The 20,286-nt window shown below is 53.1% G+C and carries 16 protein-coding genes and 1 tRNA gene; 11 read left to right on the plus strand and 6 right to left on the minus strand.

The window, feature by feature from the left end; translation table 11 throughout:
* Positions 1-230 precede the first annotated feature (230 nt).
* A complete protein-coding gene (locus HFP08_RS06115; RefSeq protein ID WP_168119647.1) occupies positions 231-1,976 on the plus strand; it encodes an ABC transporter ATP-binding protein in 1,746 nt (581 codons plus the stop codon).
* 1 nt (position 1,977) lies between these two features.
* Positions 1,978-4,101 (plus strand): ABC transporter ATP-binding protein, encoded by a 2,124-nt coding sequence (locus HFP08_RS06120; protein WP_168119648.1) that lies wholly within the window; start codon positions 1,978-1,980, stop codon positions 4,099-4,101.
* Between the two features lie 81 nt (positions 4,102-4,182).
* Here the strand turns inward: HFP08_RS06120 and HFP08_RS06125 are convergent, their stop codons facing one another.
* Complete coding sequence (locus HFP08_RS06125) at positions 4,183-5,040, minus strand: AraC family transcriptional regulator (RefSeq protein ID WP_168119649.1); 858 nt, start codon at positions 5,038-5,040, stop codon at positions 4,183-4,185.
* A gap of 140 nt (positions 5,041-5,180) precedes the next feature.
* Between HFP08_RS06125 and HFP08_RS06130 the strand changes: the two genes are divergently transcribed.
* Positions 5,181-5,483, plus strand: coding sequence for a hypothetical protein (locus tag HFP08_RS06130; RefSeq protein ID WP_481856543.1), 303 nt, complete (start codon positions 5,181-5,183; stop codon positions 5,481-5,483).
* A gap of 118 nt (positions 5,484-5,601) precedes the next feature.
* On the opposite strand, the gene HFP08_RS06135 is transcribed toward HFP08_RS06130, so the two are convergent.
* Positions 5,602-5,678 (minus strand) — tRNA-Asp (locus HFP08_RS06135).
* Between the two features lie 120 nt (positions 5,679-5,798).
* Complete coding sequence (locus HFP08_RS06140; RefSeq protein WP_168119650.1) at positions 5,799-6,494, minus strand: hypothetical protein; 696 nt, start codon at positions 6,492-6,494, stop codon at positions 5,799-5,801.
* 180 nt (positions 6,495-6,674) lie between these two features.
* Between HFP08_RS06140 and HFP08_RS06145 the strand changes: the two genes are divergently transcribed.
* Together HFP08_RS06145 and HFP08_RS06150 are read left to right on the plus strand one after the other, a co-directional pair.
* On the plus strand, positions 6,675-7,562 hold the full coding sequence (locus HFP08_RS06145) for a gluconate 2-dehydrogenase subunit 3 family protein (RefSeq protein WP_240941139.1): 888 nt from the start codon (positions 6,675-6,677) through the stop codon (positions 7,560-7,562).
* A gap of 17 nt (positions 7,563-7,579) precedes the next feature.
* The gene (locus HFP08_RS06150; protein WP_168119651.1) at positions 7,580-9,295 is read left to right on the plus strand and encodes a GMC family oxidoreductase; all 1,716 of its coding nucleotides are present in this window, start codon (positions 7,580-7,582) and stop codon (positions 9,293-9,295) included.
* 150 nt (positions 9,296-9,445) lie between these two features.
* Here HFP08_RS06150 and tatA read toward each other — a convergent pair whose 3' ends face one another.
* Both tatA and tatC read right to left on the minus strand, forming a co-directional pair.
* Entirely contained in the window at positions 9,446-9,670 is a 225-nt protein-coding gene (tatA, locus tag HFP08_RS06155) for a twin-arginine translocase TatA/TatE family subunit (protein ID WP_168119652.1), read from the minus strand.
* A 51-nt stretch (positions 9,671-9,721) separates the two neighbouring features.
* The gene (tatC, locus tag HFP08_RS06160; protein WP_168119653.1) at positions 9,722-10,453 is read right to left on the minus strand and encodes a twin-arginine translocase subunit TatC; all 732 of its coding nucleotides are present in this window, start codon (positions 10,451-10,453) and stop codon (positions 9,722-9,724) included.
* Positions 10,454-10,632: 179 nt separating this feature from the next.
* On the opposite strand from tatC, the gene HFP08_RS06165 reads away from it, so the two are divergent.
* The 4 genes from HFP08_RS06165 to HFP08_RS06180 all read left to right on the plus strand — a co-directional run bounded on the left by HFP08_RS06165 (position 10,633) and on the right by HFP08_RS06180 (position 15,902).
* Entirely contained in the window at positions 10,633-11,040 is a 408-nt protein-coding gene (locus HFP08_RS06165; RefSeq protein ID WP_277345831.1) for a c-type cytochrome, read from the plus strand.
* Between the two features lie 237 nt (positions 11,041-11,277).
* A complete protein-coding gene (locus tag HFP08_RS06170; protein WP_168119934.1) occupies positions 11,278-13,137 on the plus strand; it encodes an assimilatory sulfite reductase (NADPH) flavoprotein subunit in 1,860 nt (619 codons plus the stop codon).
* 39 nt (positions 13,138-13,176) lie between these two features.
* Positions 13,177-14,913 carry an assimilatory sulfite reductase (NADPH) hemoprotein subunit gene (gene cysI / locus HFP08_RS06175; protein WP_168119654.1) on the plus strand — a complete coding sequence of 579 codons (1,737 nt, stop codon included), beginning with the start codon at positions 13,177-13,179 and terminating at the stop codon, positions 14,911-14,913.
* Positions 14,914-15,134: 221 nt separating this feature from the next.
* A complete protein-coding gene (locus HFP08_RS06180) occupies positions 15,135-15,902 on the plus strand; it encodes a sugar phosphate isomerase/epimerase family protein (RefSeq protein ID WP_168119655.1) in 768 nt (255 codons plus the stop codon).
* 102 nt (positions 15,903-16,004) lie between these two features.
* On the opposite strand, the gene HFP08_RS06185 is transcribed toward HFP08_RS06180, so the two are convergent.
* Entirely contained in the window at positions 16,005-18,152 is a 2,148-nt protein-coding gene (locus HFP08_RS06185) for a heavy metal translocating P-type ATPase (RefSeq protein WP_168119656.1), read from the minus strand.
* A gap of 228 nt (positions 18,153-18,380) precedes the next feature.
* On the opposite strand from HFP08_RS06185, the gene HFP08_RS06190 reads away from it, so the two are divergent.
* Both HFP08_RS06190 and HFP08_RS06195 read left to right on the plus strand, forming a co-directional pair.
* A complete protein-coding gene (locus HFP08_RS06190) occupies positions 18,381-19,103 on the plus strand; it encodes a DsbA family protein (protein WP_168119657.1) in 723 nt (240 codons plus the stop codon).
* Between the two features lie 13 nt (positions 19,104-19,116).
* Positions 19,117-19,530, plus strand: a complete 414-nt coding sequence (locus HFP08_RS06195) for a disulfide oxidoreductase (RefSeq protein ID WP_168119658.1) — start codon at positions 19,117-19,119, stop codon at positions 19,528-19,530.
* The last annotated feature ends 756 nt before the right edge of the window (positions 19,531-20,286 follow it).

The following is a 20,286-nucleotide window of genomic DNA, read 5'->3' on the forward strand; positions in this document are numbered from 1 at the left end:
CCACCCAATTAATCCCCTCCCCCGCCGCATCCAACCGAACGCCGCCACCAATGAGTCTCCCCGTCGCTCGCAAAGGACGGCATTAGACATTTTTCTCCATGGGTTCTGTCATTATGAAGATCGCAATACAAAGCAGGATAATCCATAAATGTTAGCTCTTATATCCATGTATTTTCCAATGAAACAGGAGTACACTTAGGTTCGAAGCGAAACAAGAGGGGGAAATATGGGTGGGTTCTGGTTCATTATTTAGAAAATACTTATTGCAGAACAAGGGGAAGTACTTGATCGGAACAGCATTATTATCCATATCTTGTCTTCTTAATTTGGTAATCCCCCAACTGCTGGGGCATTTCACGGATGTGGTCCAAACGCTTCAATTCAGCGGCGGAGAGGTGCTGGAGATCGCGCTTTGGATTGTGCTGTTCGGCTTTCTCGGAGCGGTGTTCCGAGCCGTCAGCCGCGTGTACCTGTTCAAGCTCGCGAGAGTGCTGGAGCGGAATACGCGCAAGCGGCTGTTCGAGAAATGGGAAAGCATGTCCAGCGAATACTACAACCGCAACCGAATCGGCGATTTGATGTCGCATGCGGTGAATGATCTTAATATTTTGCGAGAGATGGCCATGCAAGGGGTATTTATGTCGATAGAGGCTCTTGTGATGATTGCAATCGCGTTTTTCGCCATGGCCGGAACGGTTCATATCGGACTGACCTTGCTGGTGCTGCTCCCGCTGCCGGCGCTCAGCTATCTGGCCTACCGGTTCCGGACGCAGATGCAGGAGAGAACGACGCTGGTGCAGGAAGCGATCGGGCATCTCGCAAGCCGCGTGCAGGAATTTTGCGCGGGCATAAGGGTTGTGAAGGCGTACGCGCAGGAGCCGTCCGAGATTGGCAAGTTCGAGAAGGATAATCAGAATAACCTCGAAGCGAACGAGAAACTGATCCAGTCCAATTCCTCGTTCAACGCGCTCAGTCAGGCGGTTGTCGGAGTCAGCTACCTGCTCTCCGTCGTCTTCGGGGGTCTGCTCGTTATGAACGGAAGCATTACGCTGGGCGATTTCGTCGCCTTCAACACGTATTTGATTATGCTGGTGGCGCCGGTCGAGAATCTGGGCAAGGTGATTAATGCGCTGCAACGGGGCAAGGCGGTCGACAAGCGGCTCAGACATATTCTGAACACGCAGCCTGAAGTGGCGGATGACGAGGATGTGTCGCCGCTTCCTGACATCAAGGGAAGAATCGAATTCCGGGATCTCTGCTTCCGCTATCCCGATCAGAAGCAATTCGTGCTGGAGGATATTAATCTGACCGTGCCTGAGGGCAGCAGCCTGGCCATCGTCGGCAAGGTCGGAAGCGGCAAGACGACGCTTGTCAATCTGCTGCTGCGGCTCTATAATCCGCCGCTTGGCACCATCTATATCGACGGACGGGAGATCAGGAAGTATCCGCTCAAGCAGCTTCGTCAATCGATCGGCTTCGTGCCGCAGGAGCATATGCTGTTCTCGACAACCATCGGGCAAAATATCGCCTTTGATCCGGCCGCGTATTCGATGGACGACATTAGCGACGCGGCGAAGGCGGCGCAGGTTCATGATAATATCATCGAATTTCCGCGTCAGTTCGAGACAGCGCTTGGCGAGCGCGGCGTATCTCTGTCCGGCGGTCAGCGCCAGCGGGTAAGCATCGCCAGAGCGCTCATCAAGAGTCCTTCCATCCTTGTATTCGATGACAGCTTGTCTGCGGTCGACGCCTCGACCGAGGAGAAGATACTCGCAAATTTGAAACGTCAGATGCAGGGCAGAACGACGATTATTACGAGCCACAGGCTGTCGGCGATTCTGCATGCCGATCATATTATCGTCATGGATCAGGGAAGAATCGTGGAGCAGGGCAATCATGCTTCCTTGCTAAGGCTTGGCGGACATTACGCTTCGATCTACGAGAAGCAGACGATGAACAAGATAATGGAGGGGTAGCGTGAACATTCACGAAGAGAGCAGAATCAAGTCAATCAGCGATTCCATGCTATGGAAGAAGATGCTCGCGTTCGCCGTTCCCTATTGGAAGAGCATCTCCGTGTCCTTCTTATTCGCCTTGCTGATTGCCGTTACGGCCATCCTTCAGCCGCTTATCGTCAAGTCGGCCATCGATGACCGCATCAAGGGCATTACGAAGCCGATGGTTTATGCCGAAGACGCGGGCGCAGAGAAGCAGCTTGAGAAGGACGATAGAGTATACGGCAAGCCTGTAGCGATTGGGGATCGCATCTATTATCGCGCGAAGCAAGACGAAGCAAGCTGGCCCCAAGGCGTCATGAAGGCTCAGATTGTTCCGCATGACGGGCATTACGATGTGGTGGACGGCTGGGTCGAAGACAGCGAGAATGTAACGATTACTCACGCGGAGAACGGCTCCGGACAGCTTGCCGAGAACAACGAAGCGCTGGAGCTGCGGCAGCTAGCTCCTGATGAATTGAAAGCCTTCCGCAAGCAGGATATAAGCGGTCTGATTATCCTTGGCGCGCTGTTCCTGGTTAATGTGGTGCTGGCGGGTTTATTTACCTACTGGCAGTCTCTCATTCTGCAGAACACCGGTCAGAAGATTATTTATGATATGCGCAGCCGCATGTTCGAGAAACTGGCCAAGCTGCAAACCTCCTATTATGATCGAAATCCGGTCGGGCGGCTTGTAACGAGAGTAGCGTACGATGTGGAGGCGATGAACCAATTATATTCCCAGGTCATCGTCAATCTGGCGAAGGAGCTCCTGTTGCTTGTCGGCATCGCCGGTATCATGCTGTTCCTGAATGTGAAGCTGGCTCTGGTTTCCTTCACCGTTATTCCGCTGCTGCTCGTTTGCACCATTTACTTCAAGGGAATTATAAGGGATGCACAGCAGAAGGCGAGAATACTGCTGTCGAGATTGAACTCGTTTCTGGCGGAGAGCTTGTCGGGCATGGGTATTATTCAGATGTTCACGAGAGAGAGCAAGCAACTGGAGCAATTCGACAAATTAAATAACGCTTATTATGAAGCGGGCATGAAAGGGACGACGAACAATTCGATCTTCAACCCGCTGATCGGCTTCCTGGGCAATCTGGCGCTCGCCGTCGTCGTTTGGTATGGCGGACATTCCATTCTGGCGTCGGGAGTAACCTTCGGTATCGTCTTTGCTTTTACCTCGTATATTCGCCAGTTCTTCCAGCCGCTGACGGCGTTGTCGGATCGATTCACGCAGATTCAAACGGCGCTTGCTTCCGCCGAGAGGATCGTAGAGCTGCTGGAGGAGAAGCCGACGATCACAAGTCGCTCCGATGCGCACAAGCTGTCAGAGCCGCTCCAAGGCGCGCTTGAATTCAAGCATGTGTGGTTCGCCTACGAGGCCGAGCACTGGGTGCTGCGCGATATCAGCTTCTCAGTGAACCCAGGCGAGACAATTGCTTTCGTCGGGGCCACAGGAGCCGGAAAAAGCTCGATTATCGGGCTTGTGAACCGATTCTATGATGTGCAGCAGGGAAGCGTGAGGCTCGACGGCAAGGAGCTGCGCGAGCTGGATTTGAAGCAAGTGAGAACCTCGATCGGCGTCATTCAGCAAGAGCCGTTCGTCTTCTCGGGCAATGTGTACGATAATATCCGGATGAACAAGGGGGATGTGTCCGACGAAGAGATTCGGATGGCGGCAAAGGCTTTGCGAATGGAGGATTTCATCGAGCGTCTTCCGAACGGGTATGATACGATGCTTGGCGAGCAAGGCATCAAGCTGTCATCGGGTCAGCAGCAGCTGCTTGCGTTCCTGCGCGTCTATGTCAGCAATCCCCATGTGCTGGTGCTCGACGAGGCGACCGCGCATGTGGATACGGAGACCGAGCAGACACTTCAGAAGGGCTTGCTGCAGTTGTCGAAGGGCAGAACGACGCTCATCGTCGCTCACCGTCTGTCGACAATCCGGCATGCCGACAAGATAATCGTCATGCACAAGGGCAGCATCCAGCAAATGGGCAGCCATGATGAATTGATGGCTGCCGGGGGGGCGTACCGCAAGCTTTACGAGCTTCAGAACGGCGCAGCGGCTGCGCCGGCTCCGATCAGCACGGCGCAATAGGGCGGGGGCGGCTCAGTGTTGGAGCTCATCAGCACCAGCCCGTTTCATAGCGGCGCCAGGCAAGGATAGGCGGGATTCCCCCTATGCCTTGCCTGGCGCCGATTTGTGCAGCTTCGCGTATTGCGAGGGAGAGATGCCGACGAATTTTTTGAACAATCGGCTGAAATAGAGCTCGTCGCTGTAGCCGATGCTTTGGGCCAGCGCCTTCAGCTTGTAATCGGACAAGGTCAGCAATTCCTTGGCCCTGTCCATGCGAAGCTGGGTCAAATAGTGAATGGGGCTGTTGTTGACATATTTTTTGAACAATCGGGTGTAATGACTTACGCTTAAGCCGGCAAGCTTCGCCAGCTCTTCGACGGTAATGTTCTCATTATAATGATTCACCATATAATCAATGGTGTTCTCGATGACTACGTTGGTGTCGCTCGACACGATCTGGGAGCGCAAATCCGAAATAATCTGCAAGAGAATATCGAGAAACAGGATGCGCTGGCGCATCATAATGATTTGCCCGCGTCGCTTCATGAGCAAGCATAGCTGCTCGCAGTTGTTCAGCAGGGCCGGCGGATTCTGAATGGTATAGGCGCCAATCAGCGGAAACGGCGTGTCATCTCCTGCTCCGGAGAGCCATTCTCCGTTTTCTTCATAGTGGGTCGCATACTGGAATCGTATAAAATAATATTCAAGCGGCTGCTCCTCGTCGGCCATGCGCGAAATAATCATGCCGGGCGAGATGACGAACAGCTTGCCGGGCTCGGCGATATGCTCGTGGCCGTCGATGGTGAATACTCCCTTGCCCCTGGAGATCATCCACATGCTGTTGAAGCGATGCGTATAAGGTCCGCTTGGCAGGGAAGGCTCTTGCTTCTTGTGGCCGGCAAGCGATACCTTGAAGTTCATTTGATTCAATTGCCGCATCATGTCGCTTGGCTTTATCACGGTACGCGCCCCTTTGTATGCAATATCAGACAGGGTGATTATAACAGATTACGGATTAGGATAGAACAGATCGGGAATATAACGTATAATGAAGGAAATGATGATAAGAAATTAGCAAACCAAACTTTAGGAGTGATCGATTGCGTAAGAAAAAACCAATGTCATTTGAGGATTTGCTTAAGGAACTGCAGGATCAGAAAGCGGCGGAAGGAAGCGCAGCCGAGCGTTCGCTCGAGAAGCTGTTTAATGAGCGGTTCATGAGCGAGCATTCCGGCTTTACAAGCTTTCAGGCTTTTCTTGAGAAGGGCAATTTCCAAGCCTGGTCGGAGGAGGATATGAATCATATCCCGGAGGAGCTTCTGAACCGCCATGTCGCCAGAGAAACGAAATTCGAGGATTGGCCGTCCATGCTGGCCTCGGCGAACCAAGCCTTTGATCAATAGAAGAGCAGCTCGGGAGCAATGGAAAGGCCCTCATCTTGTTATCAAGATAAGGGCCTTGTTCTCGATTATCATTACTTGTCGGTTGAATATCGTATGACCGCGTGCCGCTAAGTCGAAATGGCGGAGCTGACGGGATTCGAACCCGCGGTCTCCTGCGTGACAGGCAGGCATGTTAGGCCTCTACACCACAGCTCCGGATTTTCGGACAAGCATTGAAAGACACAAACAGTATCTTAGCATGAAAGCCATAGCTTTGACAACCGGATTTTTTGGCCGGTTCACGATGCTTCCGCTAATAGTCTCACGTTAGCTCCGCTACTGCCCGCCTCTTTCTTTCACAATCTGCAATAATTGCCCGATATCGTTGGCAATCTCCGCGGCATTCATCTCATCCGCTGCCGCTTCCATCCGAATCGCTTCAATTAACTTCACCGCTTCCGCATCTTCAACTTTCATTACCTTGACCGCGCCGCCCATGTAGCCCTCAATAAGCTGGGCTGCCATAGCCAAATTGTCGAGATTTGCGTTGCCTGCATCCTGCTTGCGCAGCTTGCCGGAATCGGCAGAGGAGCCGTTGGCGGCAAGGCCGCTGTCGGAGCCGAGCAGCCTCTGCTGCGCTTCGTCGTACTGCGTTGCCGAAGGCTCCAGCTTCTCCGTTGCCAGAACGACGCTGTCGTCGAAGACGAATACGCGCACATTGGGCACGCCGTCGCCGCTAAGCCGCGATTCAAGATGAGCGGAGAAGCCGGCGGCATGCAAGCTGGAGCTTCCGATCAAGCTGTAGACCGAGGAGCCAAGCCCGTACGTGGTATGCCCCTTCTCGTTTGTCGTATACGTCTTCATGCCGTCCTGGCTTGGAATGAGCGAAGGATTCTTCACCGCCTTCGCGTGTTCGGCGTTCATGATTTGCATATTGCGCATTTGTTCCACTTGGCCGTCATAATCGCCGCAGCCGTATAGCAACGTTGCTCCGGCAAAGCTGAGTATGGCCATCCTGATAGGTTTCTTCATGATTCTGTCTCCTCCGCTGGCAGGCTTCATGGCCTGCGTTAAGGTTGAAATGATTTTGCTTAACTGATACTCCTTGCCTTGTTGCTTATAGAATGACCATTACCAACTTATGAATATTCATCATTGATTTGAAAATAATAAACATGCATGCAAGATAAGGAAAATTGGAGGTGTGGGCATATGGAGCAGGAGCAGCATGGTGGAATGAACATTACGGCTGACGATATCTTGGACAGGACAGCCTCGGGCGCGGACATCAATGGCACAGCGGATTCAGACGAAGTCTTCGCTGGCACGGGCGTCTCGAATAAGGTCGCTGCCTCTCATCAATCAAGGCGCAAGTTTCTTGTGAAATCCGGGTACGCGATCGGAGGAATCATGGTCAGCGGGGCGCTTGCCTCCTTAATCGGATGCGCGAAGAAGGATAACGCCAATAACACGAACAACGAGTCGGGAGCGGACGATACGAAGAACGCGGTTCCCGCCAATTACAACAGGGCGTTAATGTTCTTCACACAGCAGCAGTATCTGGTCGTTGAAAGCGCGACTGAGCGAATTTTCCCCGAGGATGACAATGGTCCCGGCGCGAAGACGCTTGGAGCGGCGTTCTTCATCGATCATCAGCTTGCAGGCGATTGGGGCTTCAACGGTCGCGATTATATGACTCCGCCATTCTATACAGGGGAGAAGGAGCAAGGCTACCAAGGAAGATTGAAGCGCAGGGAAATCTTCGAGATTGGCATCCGCGAGCTTGATAATTACAGCAATACGCAATACGGGAAGGGATTTGCCGCCATTAAGCCTGAGCAGCAGGACGAGGCGCTTAAGGCGTTCGAATCCGATACGGTGAAGCTGACCACGATTTCGGCGAGCAGTTTTTTTAAAATGCTGCGATCATCCACGCTCGAAGGCGTCTACAGCGATCCGCTGTACGGCGGCAACGCCAACATGGACGGCTGGCGCATGCGCAGCTATCCGGGAAATCAGATGAGCTACACGGATGTCATAGAAAAGGAATTTACCGAAATCGCGCCGAGCAGCCTGCAGGATCACTTGGCTGCCCATTAGAGAGACAGGAGGACGTTATGGCCAAAACATTGCCCAAAACAGATGTTGTTATTGTCGGCGTCGGCTGGAGCGGCGGCATTATCGCCGCCGAGCTGACGAAGAGCGGATTGAACGTAGTCGGCTTAGAGAGAGGCAAGGAGAGGAAGACGGAAGATTATTACATGGATCATGATGAGCTGAGGTACGCGCTTCGTTACGAGCTGATGCAGGATTTGTCGAAGGAAACGATTACCTTCCGGAGCACGGAGAAGGTTCGCGCGCTGCCGATGCGTTCCTACGGCTCCTTTCTGCTCGGGGACGGGCTGGGCGGAGCCGGCGTGCATTGGAACGGGCAGACCTACCGGTTCCTTCCTTATGATTTTCAAATTCGGAGCAAGACGATTGAGAAATATGGGAAGAACAAGATCCCGAGCGATATGTCGATTCAGGATTGGGGCATCACCTATGATGAGCTTGAGCCGTATTATTTCAAATTCGAGCAGCTATGCGGCATTTCCGGAGAGGTGAATGCGCTCGCCGGCGCGCGCAAGGACCCTTATCCGACTCCGCCGATGAAGAAATCCCCTTCCATGACGAAGTTCACGGAAGCGGCAACCCGTTTGAAGCTGAATCCTTACATGACTCCGTCGGCGAATCTCTCGCAGAATTACACCAATCCTGACGGTATCTCCCGCGCCGCATGTCAATATTGCGGCTACTGCGAGCGCTTCGGCTGCGAGTACGGAGCAAAGGCCGATCCTGTCGTCACGGTCATTCCCGTTGCGAAGCAAACGGGCAAGTTCGAAATCCGGACGCATTCAAATGTGCGTCGAATACTACATAAAGACGGCAAAGCGACCGGCGTCATGTATACGGATGTTACAACCGGCGAGGACATTATCCAGCCGGCGGATATTGTGGTGATGACGAGCTATGTGTTCGGCAATGTGCGGCTGCTGCTTATGTCGGAGCTTGGCACGCCGTACGATCCGTCGACAGGCAAAGGCTCGATCGGCAAGAACTATGCTTATCAGGTGGCGAAGGGAAGCGCGATCGGCTTCTTTGAGAATGAGCAATTCAATTCTTTCGCCGGGGCCGGTGCATTGGGCGTTGCGCTTGATGATTATAACGGAGACAATTTCGATCACAGCGATTTGAAATTCATTCACGGCGGCGTCATTGCCCATACTCAATCGGGGGCGAGGCCGATTCAGAATAATCCCGTGCCTTCCGGGACGGAGTCTTGGGGCGCGGAATTCAAGAAAAACTCGCTTCATTACGCCACTCGCGCGCTGGCTGTCGGCTCACAGGGCTCTTCGATGTCATTCAAGCAGCATTTCCTGGATCTTGATCCGACATACAAGGATGCTTACGGCGATCCGCTAATGCGCATTACCTTCGACTTTCAGGATCAGGACAAAGAGCTGGCGAAGTTTCTGGCGGAGCGCTGCTCGGAGCTGGTGAAGGAAATGGGAGCCGACAAGGTGGATTACTTGAAGGAGCTTGGACCTTACGAGATTACGACCTATCAATCGACGCATAATACGGGAGGCGCCATCATGGGCGCCGCTCCGGAGGATTCCGCTGTGAACACGTATTGCCAAATGTGGGAAGCCGAGAATGTGTTCGTGACCGGCGCCTGCTCCTTCCCGCAGAATGCGGGCTATAATCCGACGAACACAGTTGGCGCTCTGGCGTATCGCACGGCTGAAGGCATTCTGAAGTATCGGGAAACGGGCGGCATGCTTGTCTGAAAAACAGGTGTTGAAAAAACGCGAGAAAAAGGGGCTCGCCTTCAGGTTGGAAAACCTGCGGGCGAACCCCTTTTTCAGCGTCTCTCGTACCGCTCGAACAGCCTGGCTGCTGAGAGCTCTGCTTCCATTTGCCTGTCGTTGGACAAATCTTCAGAGAAGCTTCTTCAAATCCTCTTTGCTCTCGAGCACCGAGCCGCTCGCTCCCGACGCGTTGCTATGGGGCTCCTCGTCCACGATGCCTCGGGTCGAGCTGCGGAATTCGCGAAGCGTGTCTCCGAACGCGCGCCCGAGCATCGGGAGCTTCGACGGCCCGAATACGATAATCGCAATGAGCAGAATAATCATCAAACCTGGAATGCCGATGTTGTTGAACATAGATACATCTCCTTTATTAAGTGTTATGGAATGAGCCTTCGCTCGGCAAGATCAAGTCGGCGAAGGCATGGCGTCCTTGCGCTTCGAATAGCGCCAGGACAGCAGCACCGAAATTTCGAACAGCGCCAGCAGAGGCACGGTGACGGACAAGTGGGACACAAAGTCGGGCGGCGAGATGCAGGCGCCGACAATGGCCAGACCGACATAAGCGTATTTGCGAGCGACCTTCAGCTTCTCCTGCGACAACAGACCGAGCTTGGTCAGGAACAAGATGATGACCGGCATCTCGAAGGCAATGCCAAGCGGGAATACGATGCTGAACAGAAAGCTGAAATATCGGTCGATGCCATAGGTCTCAGCCGCTCCAACGTTGTGGTTCATCTTCACCATGAAGGCGAGCATCATCGGGAAGACGAGGAAATAGCTGAACGAAACGCCAAGCAGGAACAACAGGAAGGACGCGGGCACGTAGACGAGCGTTCCCTTCGCTTCCCTCTCCGTCAAGCCCGGACGAACGAATGCCCACACCTGGTAGAGAAAAAGCGGCAGCGTCAGCAATACCGCGAACAGGAAGGCGCAGCGCAGATAAATGAACAATCCGTCCGTGAACGCGAACACATTCCATTCCACTTCATAGGTCGAAGAGCTTGACTTGATAAAATGCAAAATATGCGGAGAGAGGTACATGCCGCCGCACATGGCGACCAGAAAACAGCCGAGCACAGCAAGAATCCGTTTTCTAAGCTCCGTCAAGTGGATGACCACATCCTCTTGCATGTTCATATCATCACCTCGCTAGTTATGCGCTTTCCTTAGAGTTTCCAATATCATGCAAGTTATGCGTTGAAATGACGCGGAGCGCATTTAAGCATATTTAATAGGAAGTCAGGGAATTATAGGGAGGCAGGAACCCAAGCAATGGATCATTGCATATACGATAAGGACAGAGGAGGTATGAGCGAATGCTGAAGCGCAGAGGATGGCTAATCTTGTGTATCATTGTGCTGGCGCTTGCCATGGCCGCTTGCGGCAACAACAAGAACAACAACACCGCGAACGAGAACAATACCGACAACTCCGGAACGGTTGGCGGCAATAATGAAGCGAATAACGGCGCGAGCAATGAAGGCGAAGCGACGGTAGACGCCGCAGCGGCCGAAACGGTCTACAAAAAAAGCTGCATCGGCTGCCATGCAGTTGATCTATCCGGGGGCGCGGGACCGAACCTGCAGAAGGTAGGGGCGGAGATGACGGTCGATCAAATCAATCAGCAAATCAGCAATGGCGGGGGTGGCATGCCCGGCTTTAAAGGGCAGCTTACGGATGATGAAATCGCAACGCTGTCCAACTGGCTGGCGTCGATGAAGTAAAGCGGCCATGAAAACAGAAAGGGGCTGTTCCGATTGAATCGGGACGGCCCCTTTCCTCGTACGTCCAGCATGCATAAGAAAAGCTCACGATTCGATTCAAATTTTCTTATAGACAGATTTCGACTCATTTCATTGACCGGAAATAGCGGGTATGGTAGGTTTAGTACAGTAAAGAATTCATAGTTTGAAACTTGGAATTGTCAGGAACAGATTGATTATCGTGTGAGGTGGATATTGTTGCAACTTAAGGTGACGAACAGTCCGTTTACAGAGGAGCAGGCTGAGCTTATTAATCGGCTTCTGCCGACGCTGACGGATACGCAGACGCAATGGCTCGGGGGATTTTTGACATTTTATCGGAACGGCGCGGCGGCGTCCGAGGCTGCGGTAGCTCTGCAGGCTCCTGTGCTGGAGTCCGCCCCGCAGGCGGTGTCGGCAGTACCGGCGGCTCCGCGCGAAGCGACGATTCTATTCGGCTCGCAGACGGGCAACGCGCAGAGATTATCAAGCAAGCTGGCGGCGAAGCTGAAGGAGCAGGGCTTCGAGGTAACGCTCTCGGCTATGAACCAGTATAAGACGAAGGAACTGAAGAACGCCGCTCATCTCTTCATTATCGCGAGCACGCACGGCGAAGGCGATCCGCCGGACAACGCGATTACCTTCCACGAGTTTCTCTACGGGAAACGCGCGCCGAAGCTCCAGGGATTGAAGTTCTCGGTTCTGGCATTGGGAGACACTTCATACGAGTTTTTCTGCAAGACGGGCAAGGATTTCGACGCAAGACTGGAGGAGCTTGGCGCGGAGCGCCTGGTTGAACGTGTAGATTGTGATCTTGATTTCGAAGGTCCGGCAGCCGACTGGTTCGCGAATGTCGTTAACGCTTTGAACGCCGACACGGGCTCGGCCGCGGCAGCTGCTTCTGCGGGAGGCGCTCCTGCGGTGTCCGCGGAATTAACTAGCGGCGAATCGATCTATACGCGCTCGAACCCGTTCCGCGCGGAAGTGTTGACGAGCCTTAACCTGAATGGACGCGGCTCGGATCGCGAGACGAGGCATTTGGAAATTTCGCTTGAAGGCTCCGGTCTGAGTTATGAGCCGGGGGATTGCGTCGGAATCTATCCGGAGAATGATCCGGCTCTTGTCGATGCGATTATCTCGTATATGAACTGGGATGGCGAGGAAGTTGTCGTTCAAGGCAAAGACGGCGACGAAGGCCAGCTTCGCACGGCGCTTCAGCGCCAATACGAAATTACGGTCTTGACCAAGCCGCTGCTCGAGAAATCGGCTGCCTTCACGGACAGCAGCGAGCTTGCGAAGCTGATTCTTCCCGAGAACAAAGAAGCGATGAGAGCTTACGTGTCAGGACGTGATCTGCTCGATCTGCTTCAGGAGCACGGACCTTGGAAGCTGTCGCCTGCCGAGCTCGTCTCGATCTTGCGCAAGCTGCCTCCGCGCCTGTACTCGATCGCGAGCAGCCTCAAGGCGAATCCGGAAGAGGTTCATGTCACGATCCGCAAGGTGCAATACGAATCGAACGGCAGAGAGCGCTTCGGCGTATGCTCCTCGCAGGCGGCGGAACGTCTCGAGGAAGGCGACACATTGCCGATCTTCATTCAGCAGAATCCGAACTTCAAGCTCCCTGCCAATGGGGATACGCCGGTTATCATGATTGGACCGGGTACGGGCGTTGCTCCGTTCCGGGCTTTCCTCGAAGAGAGAGAAGAGCTTGGCTCGGAAGGCAAGACATGGCTGTTCTACGGAGATCGTCATTTCGTTACGGACTTCTTGTATCAGACCGATTGGCAGCGCATGCTGAAGGACGGCGTGCTCACGAATCTGGATGTCGCCTTCTCGCGCGACACCGAAGAGAAGGTATACGTGCAGAATCGGATGTTGGAGCATGCCGAAGAGCTGTACGCGTGGATTCAGGAAGGCGCGCATATCTACGTCTGCGGAGACGAGAAGCATATGGCGCATGACGTACACGCGGCTTTGCTGCAAATTATCGAGCAGCAGGGCGGTCTTACGCCTGAAGCGGCTGCGGCTTATGTGGAGCAATTGCAAACGGAGCAGCGCTATCAGCGCGATGTTTATTAATAGACTTGCACTTTGTGCGTGGGGAAGGAGCTGCGGGAAGTGGCTAATAGACAGAAGGTAGTACCGATCGGCGGACCGCCGAGCGATGTTGAAGATTTAAAGCTGGAAAGCAATTATTTGCGCGGATCCCTGGAAGAGACGCTTGCCAATCGGATTACTGGCGGCATGACCGAGCTTGATAACCGGTTGATGAAATTCCACGGAAGCTATATGCAGGATGACCGCGATGTACGCAACGAGCGTCAGAAGCAGAAGCTGGAGCCATCTTATCAATTCATGCTTCGCATCGTTACGCCAGGCGGCGTAACGACGCCGGAGCAGTGGCTGGAGATCGACAAGCTGGCTCAGAAGTACGGAAGCGGAAGCATTCGGTTCACAACGAGACAAGCCTTCCAGCTTCACGGCATTCTGAAATGGAATCTGAAGCGCACGATCAAGCAAGTGAACGATGTGATGCTGACGACACTCGCGGCATGCGGCGATGTGAACAGGAACGTCATGTGCAACCCGAATCCGGATCAGTCCGATATTCATAGCGAGGTATTCAAATGGTCGGAGGAGCTGACGACCCATCTGGCTCCGAGAACGCCGGCCTATCATGAGATTTGGCTGGACGGCGAGAAGGTGAACGATGCTCCGCAGGTTATCACGCCGGGCGATGACCCGGTTGAACCGATGTACGGACCGGTCTATCTGCCGCGCAAATTCAAAATCGGCATCGCGGTTCCGCCATCCAATGATGTGGATGTGTTCTCCCAGGATCTTGGCTATATCGCGATTGTCGAGAACGGCAAGCTGGTCGGGTTCAATGTCTCCGTCGGCGGCGGCATGGGCATGACCCACGGCGATACGAGCACGTATCCGCAGCTTGGCAAGATTATCGGCTTCTGCAGACCGGAGCAGGTGCTTAATGTGGCGGAGAAGACGATTACGATTCAGCGGGATTACGGCAATCGCTCCGTGCGGAAGAATGCCCGTTTCAAATACACGATCGATCGTCACGGTCTGGACTGGTTCAAGGAAGAATTGGCGGAGCGCATGGGCGAATCTCTCGAGCCCGCTCGTCCGTTCAACTTCGAGAACACGGGCGATCGTTACGGCTGGATCAAAGGCAAGAACGGCAAGTGGAATGTGACGTTGTATATTCAGAGCGGACGAATCATCGATTCGGAGGGCTGCGAGCTGATGACGGGCTTGCGCGAGATTGCCAAGATTCATAAAGGCGATTTCCGCCTGACGGCCAATCAGAACCTGATGATCGCGAACATTCCGGCAGGGCAGAAGAAGAAGATTCAAGGCTTGCTGGAGCAATACGGCATCTCCGAGGGTTCGACGGAGTCGGCGCTTCGCCGCAGCGCGTTGTCCTGCGTTGCATTGCCAACCTGCGGACTTGCGATGGCGGAGGCGGAACGTTACATGCCGTCCTTGCTTGAGAAGCTTGAGCCCATTCTGGCGGATGCCGGGCTGCAGGACAAGGAAATCAATATTCGCATGACCGGCTGCCCGAACGGCTGTGCCCGACCGGCGCTGGGCGAGATTGCGTTTATCGGCAAAGCGGTGGGCAAGTACAACATGTATATGGGAGCCGGCTTCTCCGGAGATCGTCTAAGCAAGCTATATCGCGAGAACATCGGTGAAGCCGAAATTATTGATACATTGAAGCCGATTATCAAGCATTATGCAACAGATCGCGCGAAAGACGAGCATTTCGGCGATTTTGTAATTCGGGCAGGCTATGTGGAGGCTGTCACGGACGGCACGAATTTCCATGCGTAATTCTGGTTAACGAATAATGGATTATGGCCGCAGATCGATTCGCTTGAATCGGCCTGCGGCTTTTTGCATGGCAGGCGGCGTCGGAGCGAAAGCCAACGAGAGTTAAGCTTTGGCTTATGTCCCATTAACGACAGTTAAGAAACAGACTGCGGACAGTGTTACACTTATGGCAAGCATTGAAAGCATGATTTATATTATGATACGAGGAGAGGCTGAACCATATGAAGAAATCGATGATAGCTGCTCAATTGTATACGCTGAGAGAATATTGCAAGGATGAAGCGGGGCTGCGCGACGCGTTGACGAAGGTGAAGGAAATTGGCTATGACGCGGTTCAAGTATCTGGTGTAAGCGCAAGCATTGCTCCAGAAGCCGTGAAAGCCATTACAGACGAGCTCGGCTTAACGATCTGCGCTACGCATATCGGCTTCGACGCGATGTTGAACGACTTCGATGCGGTTGTTGCGAAGCATAAGCTCTGGAACTGCAAGTATGTCGGTCTTGGCTCCATTCCCGGCGAATATCGCGGCACGAAGGAAGGTTATCTCGACTTTGCTTCCAAGGCGAATGAAGTCAGCAAGCGTTTGAAGGAGCATGATTTGGAGTTTGTGTATCATAATCATCATTTTGAATATACGAAGTTTGACGGAAAAACGGGCATGGAGCTCTTGCAAGAAGCAACGGATCCTTCCGCATTCGGCTTCGAGCTGGATATGTACTGGGTGCAGGCAGGGGGAGCGAATCCTGTCGACGCGGTGCATGGCGTTGACGGCCGCATGAAGGTTGTGCATTTGAAGGATATGGCGATTGTGGACGACAAGCAAGTATTCGCCGAGGTGGGTGAAGGTAACCTGAACTTCCCGGCTATCATTAAGGCATGCCGCGAGATTGGCGTGGAATGGTATGTGGTGGAGCAGGATACCTGCATGCGCGATCCGTTCGAAAGCCTCGCGATGAGCTACAACTATTTGCTAACGCTGGCTGAATAACAAAGAAGTTCGCTAATATCCGTCCATATCAATCCCCCGATGTCGTAATGACGTCGGGGGATTGTTGCTGCGAGAACAGATTAATCATCTAATGATAGAATATCATTTCCTGCGTTCAATCAGCAGCGTCAGCGAAGCCAGCGTGACCAGAATCGTGGCGCCCATATCGGACAAGACGGCGATCCATAGCGTCAGCCAGCCCGGGATTGTCAGAAGCAACGCGATAAGCTTGAGTCCCAGGGCGGCGCCGATATTGATGCGGATGACGCGATTCACCTTCTTCGCTATGCTTATCGCTTCGGGCAGCTTGCCGATATGATCCTGCATGAGCACAATATCAGCTGTTTCTACCGCGCTTGCCGTTCCCTTGCCCATCGCGATGCCGAGGCTGGCAGCCGCTAACGCAGGAGCGTCATTCATGCCGTCTCCAATCATAGCGGCTTTGTCTCCGAGCTCCTTCACCCGTTCAACCTTATCCTGTGGAAGCAAGCTGCTTTCGTAAGAGGTGACTCCGACTTCGCCGGCTACCTTCGCCGCCGTGCGTTCATGATCGCCGGTCAGCATGACGGTTCGTTTGATTCCCAGAGCATGCAAGCTTCTAATCATACCGGCGCTCTCGGGTCTGATCTCGTCTTGAATGCCGAACAGTCCAAGAGCTTTATGCTCATCCGCAACAATAACCAGGGTCAGACCTTCGGATTTCAATGCTTCCATGGCAGAGAGCTGCTCTTCCGTCCACTGCAAATGCGACATTGCCTTCTCGTTCCCGAGGTAATAGATGCTCCCGTCGATCGAAGCCTCCACGCCCGAGCCTGCCTTTGTTTTAATCTCTTGAGGAGCTGGAATTTCCGTCTTCCGGGCTTCGACCTCTCTCATGACGGCCTTGGCGAGCGGATGGGACGAGGCTTGTTCAATCGCTCCGGCAATGCGCAGCAGCTGATCATCCCATTCCACCGTGCGGGCCACATGAGGCTCGCCCTTCGTCAACGTTCCCGTCTTGTCGAAGGCAATCGTATCAAGCTTGCCAAGCTGCTCGAGGAACACGCCGCCTTTCACCAGAATGCCGTGTCTCGCGGCGCGCGCGATGCCGGATACAATGGCTACCGGCGAGGCGAGAATCAAGGCGCAGGGACAGCCGACAATGAGCACCGACAAGCCTTCGTACAGTGAAGCGATCCAATCCTTGCCGAACAGTAGCGGAGGAATCGCCGCGACTAATGCGGCTAGAATCATAATGCCCGGCGTATAATAGGCCGCGAAGCGATTGATGAACAGCTCGGTCGGCGTCTTCGTTTCCTGCGCCTCCTCCACAAGATGAAGAATATTCGCCAGGGAGGAATCCACATATGCTTTCTCAATACGGATATGGAGCATGCCGCTTCCGTTGATGCTTCCTCCATATACCTCATTTCCTGCTTGCTTGTCGAGCGGGAGCGATTCGCCGGTGATAGCCGCTTCGTTCACCTCGCTGCTGCCCTCCGTAATGATACCGTCCGAAGGGATCATCTCTCCGGCCTTGACTCGCACCGTATCGCCGACACGCAGTTCGTCGATGGGAATCATCAGCTCGCGTCCATTGTCGAGTTTAAGGGCATTCTTCGGCGTTGCCTTCAGCAGCGCATCCATGGATTTTCTTGCCCGTTCCATGCCCAGACCTTCCAAGTATTCATTCAATCCGAACAAAATCGCGACAAACGCAGCTTCCTTCCATTCGCCGATGGCTGCAGCGCCAACAAGCGCGATCGTCATTAACGTATCCATCGTGAAGCGGAGCCGAAGCAGATTCTTCAGTCCCTTCGCGAAAGTGGTATATCCGCTAATAATCGCAGCGGCCGCATAGAGAAGCACGGCGTAGATTTGATTGGCATAGCTATCGGCAACGAGCGCGGCCGCATAGAGAATGGCGGCAACGGCCACCGTTCTCAGCGCCCCGCCGAACATTCCGGAGCCATGCGCGTGCGCGTGCCCGTGAGCGTGATCATGCGCGTGATCGTGGGAATGACCTTCCGCGCCATCATGATGATGCCTCTCGGAACGCCCGTATTCCCCGGCCTGAGGCTCGATAATCGAAGCGCCGTCGGAGCGCAATATTTTGCGAACGGCATCCATGGAAATTTCGGAGCTGACGGTCAGCTTGCCCGACGCGAAGCTCAGCTTGGCGTCCTCTCCATGCTGAAGCCGCTCTATTTCCTGTTGAAGCCGGAGGGCGCAGCCTCCGCAGCTTAAGCCTTGCACGCGGTATTCGTTCATAGTCGACACCTTCTTTATTAATTCATATGAATACTTGCTCATATGATATTACTAATTGGCTTGGATTGTCAATCCTTTCTAAGCGGAAGATTGCCAATGATTGCCCGTCGGAGTTCTTTAATTTTTGCAAAATGTACATGATTTTCTTTGTTTCCTTATGGAGGCTTGTCCCCGGATATGATAAGGTGATAGTAAAATTACTTTCAGGAAGATAGGTGGTCATTCCTAATGAGCAAGGGTTACAAGAACAACAGAAGCAAGAAGAAGGACGGCTCGAGATATTTTGTGTTGTATTCGGCCATTATCATCGTGGTTATTGCCGGACTGGTCGTTGTCAACCAGTTATCCAATGATTCCGGCGCGACGAACGTAACGAACATCAAAGAAGCTCCCTCGACCGAGGGTCAACCCATGATGGGCAATCCCGAATCCACGGTCTCTATTGTCGAATTCGGCGATTTCAAATGTCCGTACTGCAAAGAGTGGACGGCAACGATTCTGCCGCAGCTGAAGAAGGATTACATAGATACGAACAAGGTTTCCTTCTCCTACGTGAACGTGTTGTTCCACGGGAATGAGTCGATCCTGGGCTCGCTCGCCGCGGAATATATTCTGGAGACGAATCCGGATAAATATTGGGAATTCCATGATCTTCTGTTTGCCAATCAGCCGGATGAGACCTCCAATGCGCCTTGGCTGACCGACGATAATCTGGTCGCGATGGCGAAACAGGTCGTGCCCGATCTGGACGAAGAGGCTTTCCTGAAGTCTGTTCATGATGATATTACCAATCCGGCAACGGAGGCAGGCAAGCAAGTGCAGCTCGATAAGAACATGGATGACGAACTGCAGCTTCAATATACGCCGACGCTTGTTGTCAACGACACCGAGATTGCGAATCCGCTTGATTATGAATCCATTAAAAAAGCCATTGAAAAGGACCTGGAATAGGGGGCTTCCATCCATGATTGTAAGGCGGAACGGCTTGTATATCGCTTGGCTTGCGGCGGTTGTCGCAACGCTCGGCAGCTTGTATTTCAGCGAAATCAAAGGCTATATCCCTTGCGAGCTCTGCTGGATGCAGCGGATTCTGATGTATCCGCTCAGTATCATTTTGGGCATCGCTGCCTTTTATGATGAGCTGTCTATCCGAAAATATGTACTGCCGCTGTCGATAATCGGCATGATTGTATCAACCTTCCATTATATGGAGCAGAAGGTTCCGGGATTTGCCGAGCTGAAGCCCTGCAAGCAAGGCGTGCCCTGCAGCGGAGAATATATTAATGTGTTCGGATTCATTACGATACCGTTCCTTGCGCTGATTGGATTTATCGTCATCACGATTTTCCTTTCGATCGCAAAGCGGGAAGAAGAGTAGAAGGCCGGAGGGCAGGCTGGCAGGAAGGCCAAGCCTAATTTGCCAAACAGGTCGCCGCATGAGCAGCGTTTCAGCGCTCCATGCGGCTTTTTTGTTGTTATAGCTTTTTCGAAGGCGTTACCTTGAGGTGCGTCAAGAAAAAGCAACGCGGCAGGGGGGAGGAGGCGGTGTAATATGCCCTTAAGCGGGTTTTCATACATGCCCTAACCTGATGCTTATAAAGTAGCCAAGCTGCGCAAAGCTGCAGGTCGAACAGCACGGAAAGATCTCGCTAAGAGGCTTGGATGGAGCATGGCGGAACGCTAACGAAGATTGATAACGTTAAGAGTATAAAAAAGGCATCCACTCCAATCTAACGAAGACTGATCGTCTTATTTCATGGTTTCAGGCTGAAATCCTGCTTACTTTGATGGAATAACGATATCAATATTCGTTAGATTCATGCAGGCCTGAGATTCAGGCGTTTAACGTTATGAGTCTTCGTTAGGACCCCATGTTTGGAGAATTAACAGTCATAAAGGAAGCTGAATAAACGGCAGGCTTTTCAGCTAGCAACTCCGCCAAGTCTGATTTCCATCAGAAGAATGGCAGGCATACAGTCAGCGCAGCTTTACTGCCATCTAAGGACGCCGTCAGGTGTTCTTCCTAGAAAATATAAGAAAGTATATGATTTCGCCGTACTTTCTCTATATTTCGCCGGATACCGTTTTTCGCTGAGTATGCTGCTTGTGCGACTACAGAAAAGACGGGAATGAA

This window comes from Paenibacillus sp. HB172176, assembly GCF_011947265.1.
Taxonomy (GTDB): Bacteria; Bacillota; Bacilli; order Paenibacillales; family Paenibacillaceae; genus Pristimantibacillus.

What these genes read in the sequence shown, in the direction of transcription:
- HFP08_RS06165 (WP_277345831.1), top strand. Translation starts at nt 10,633, where the DNA reads ATGCTGAAGCGCAGAGGATGGCTAATCTTGTGTATCATTGTGCTGGCG.
- HFP08_RS06190 (WP_168119657.1), top strand. Translation starts at nt 18,381, where the DNA reads ATGAGCAAGGGTTACAAGAACAACAGAAGCAAGAAGAAGGACGGCTCG.
- HFP08_RS06150 (WP_168119651.1), top strand. Translation starts at nt 7,580, where the DNA reads ATGGCCAAAACATTGCCCAAAACAGATGTTGTTATTGTCGGCGTCGGC.
- HFP08_RS06180 (WP_168119655.1), top strand. Translation starts at nt 15,135, where the DNA reads ATGAAGAAATCGATGATAGCTGCTCAATTGTATACGCTGAGAGAATAT.
- tatC (WP_168119653.1), bottom strand. Translation starts at nt 10,453, where the DNA reads ATGAACATGCAAGAGGATGTGGTCATCCACTTGACGGAGCTTAGAAAA.
- HFP08_RS06145 (WP_240941139.1), top strand. Translation starts at nt 6,675, where the DNA reads ATGGAGCAGGAGCAGCATGGTGGAATGAACATTACGGCTGACGATATC.
- HFP08_RS06185 (WP_168119656.1), bottom strand. Translation starts at nt 18,152, where the DNA reads ATGAACGAATACCGCGTGCAAGGCTTAAGCTGCGGAGGCTGCGCCCTC.
- HFP08_RS06195 (WP_168119658.1), top strand. Translation starts at nt 19,117, where the DNA reads ATGATTGTAAGGCGGAACGGCTTGTATATCGCTTGGCTTGCGGCGGTT.
- HFP08_RS06140 (WP_168119650.1), bottom strand. Translation starts at nt 6,494, where the DNA reads ATGAAGAAACCTATCAGGATGGCCATACTCAGCTTTGCCGGAGCAACG.
- tatA (WP_168119652.1), bottom strand. Translation starts at nt 9,670, where the DNA reads ATGTTCAACAACATCGGCATTCCAGGTTTGATGATTATTCTGCTCATT.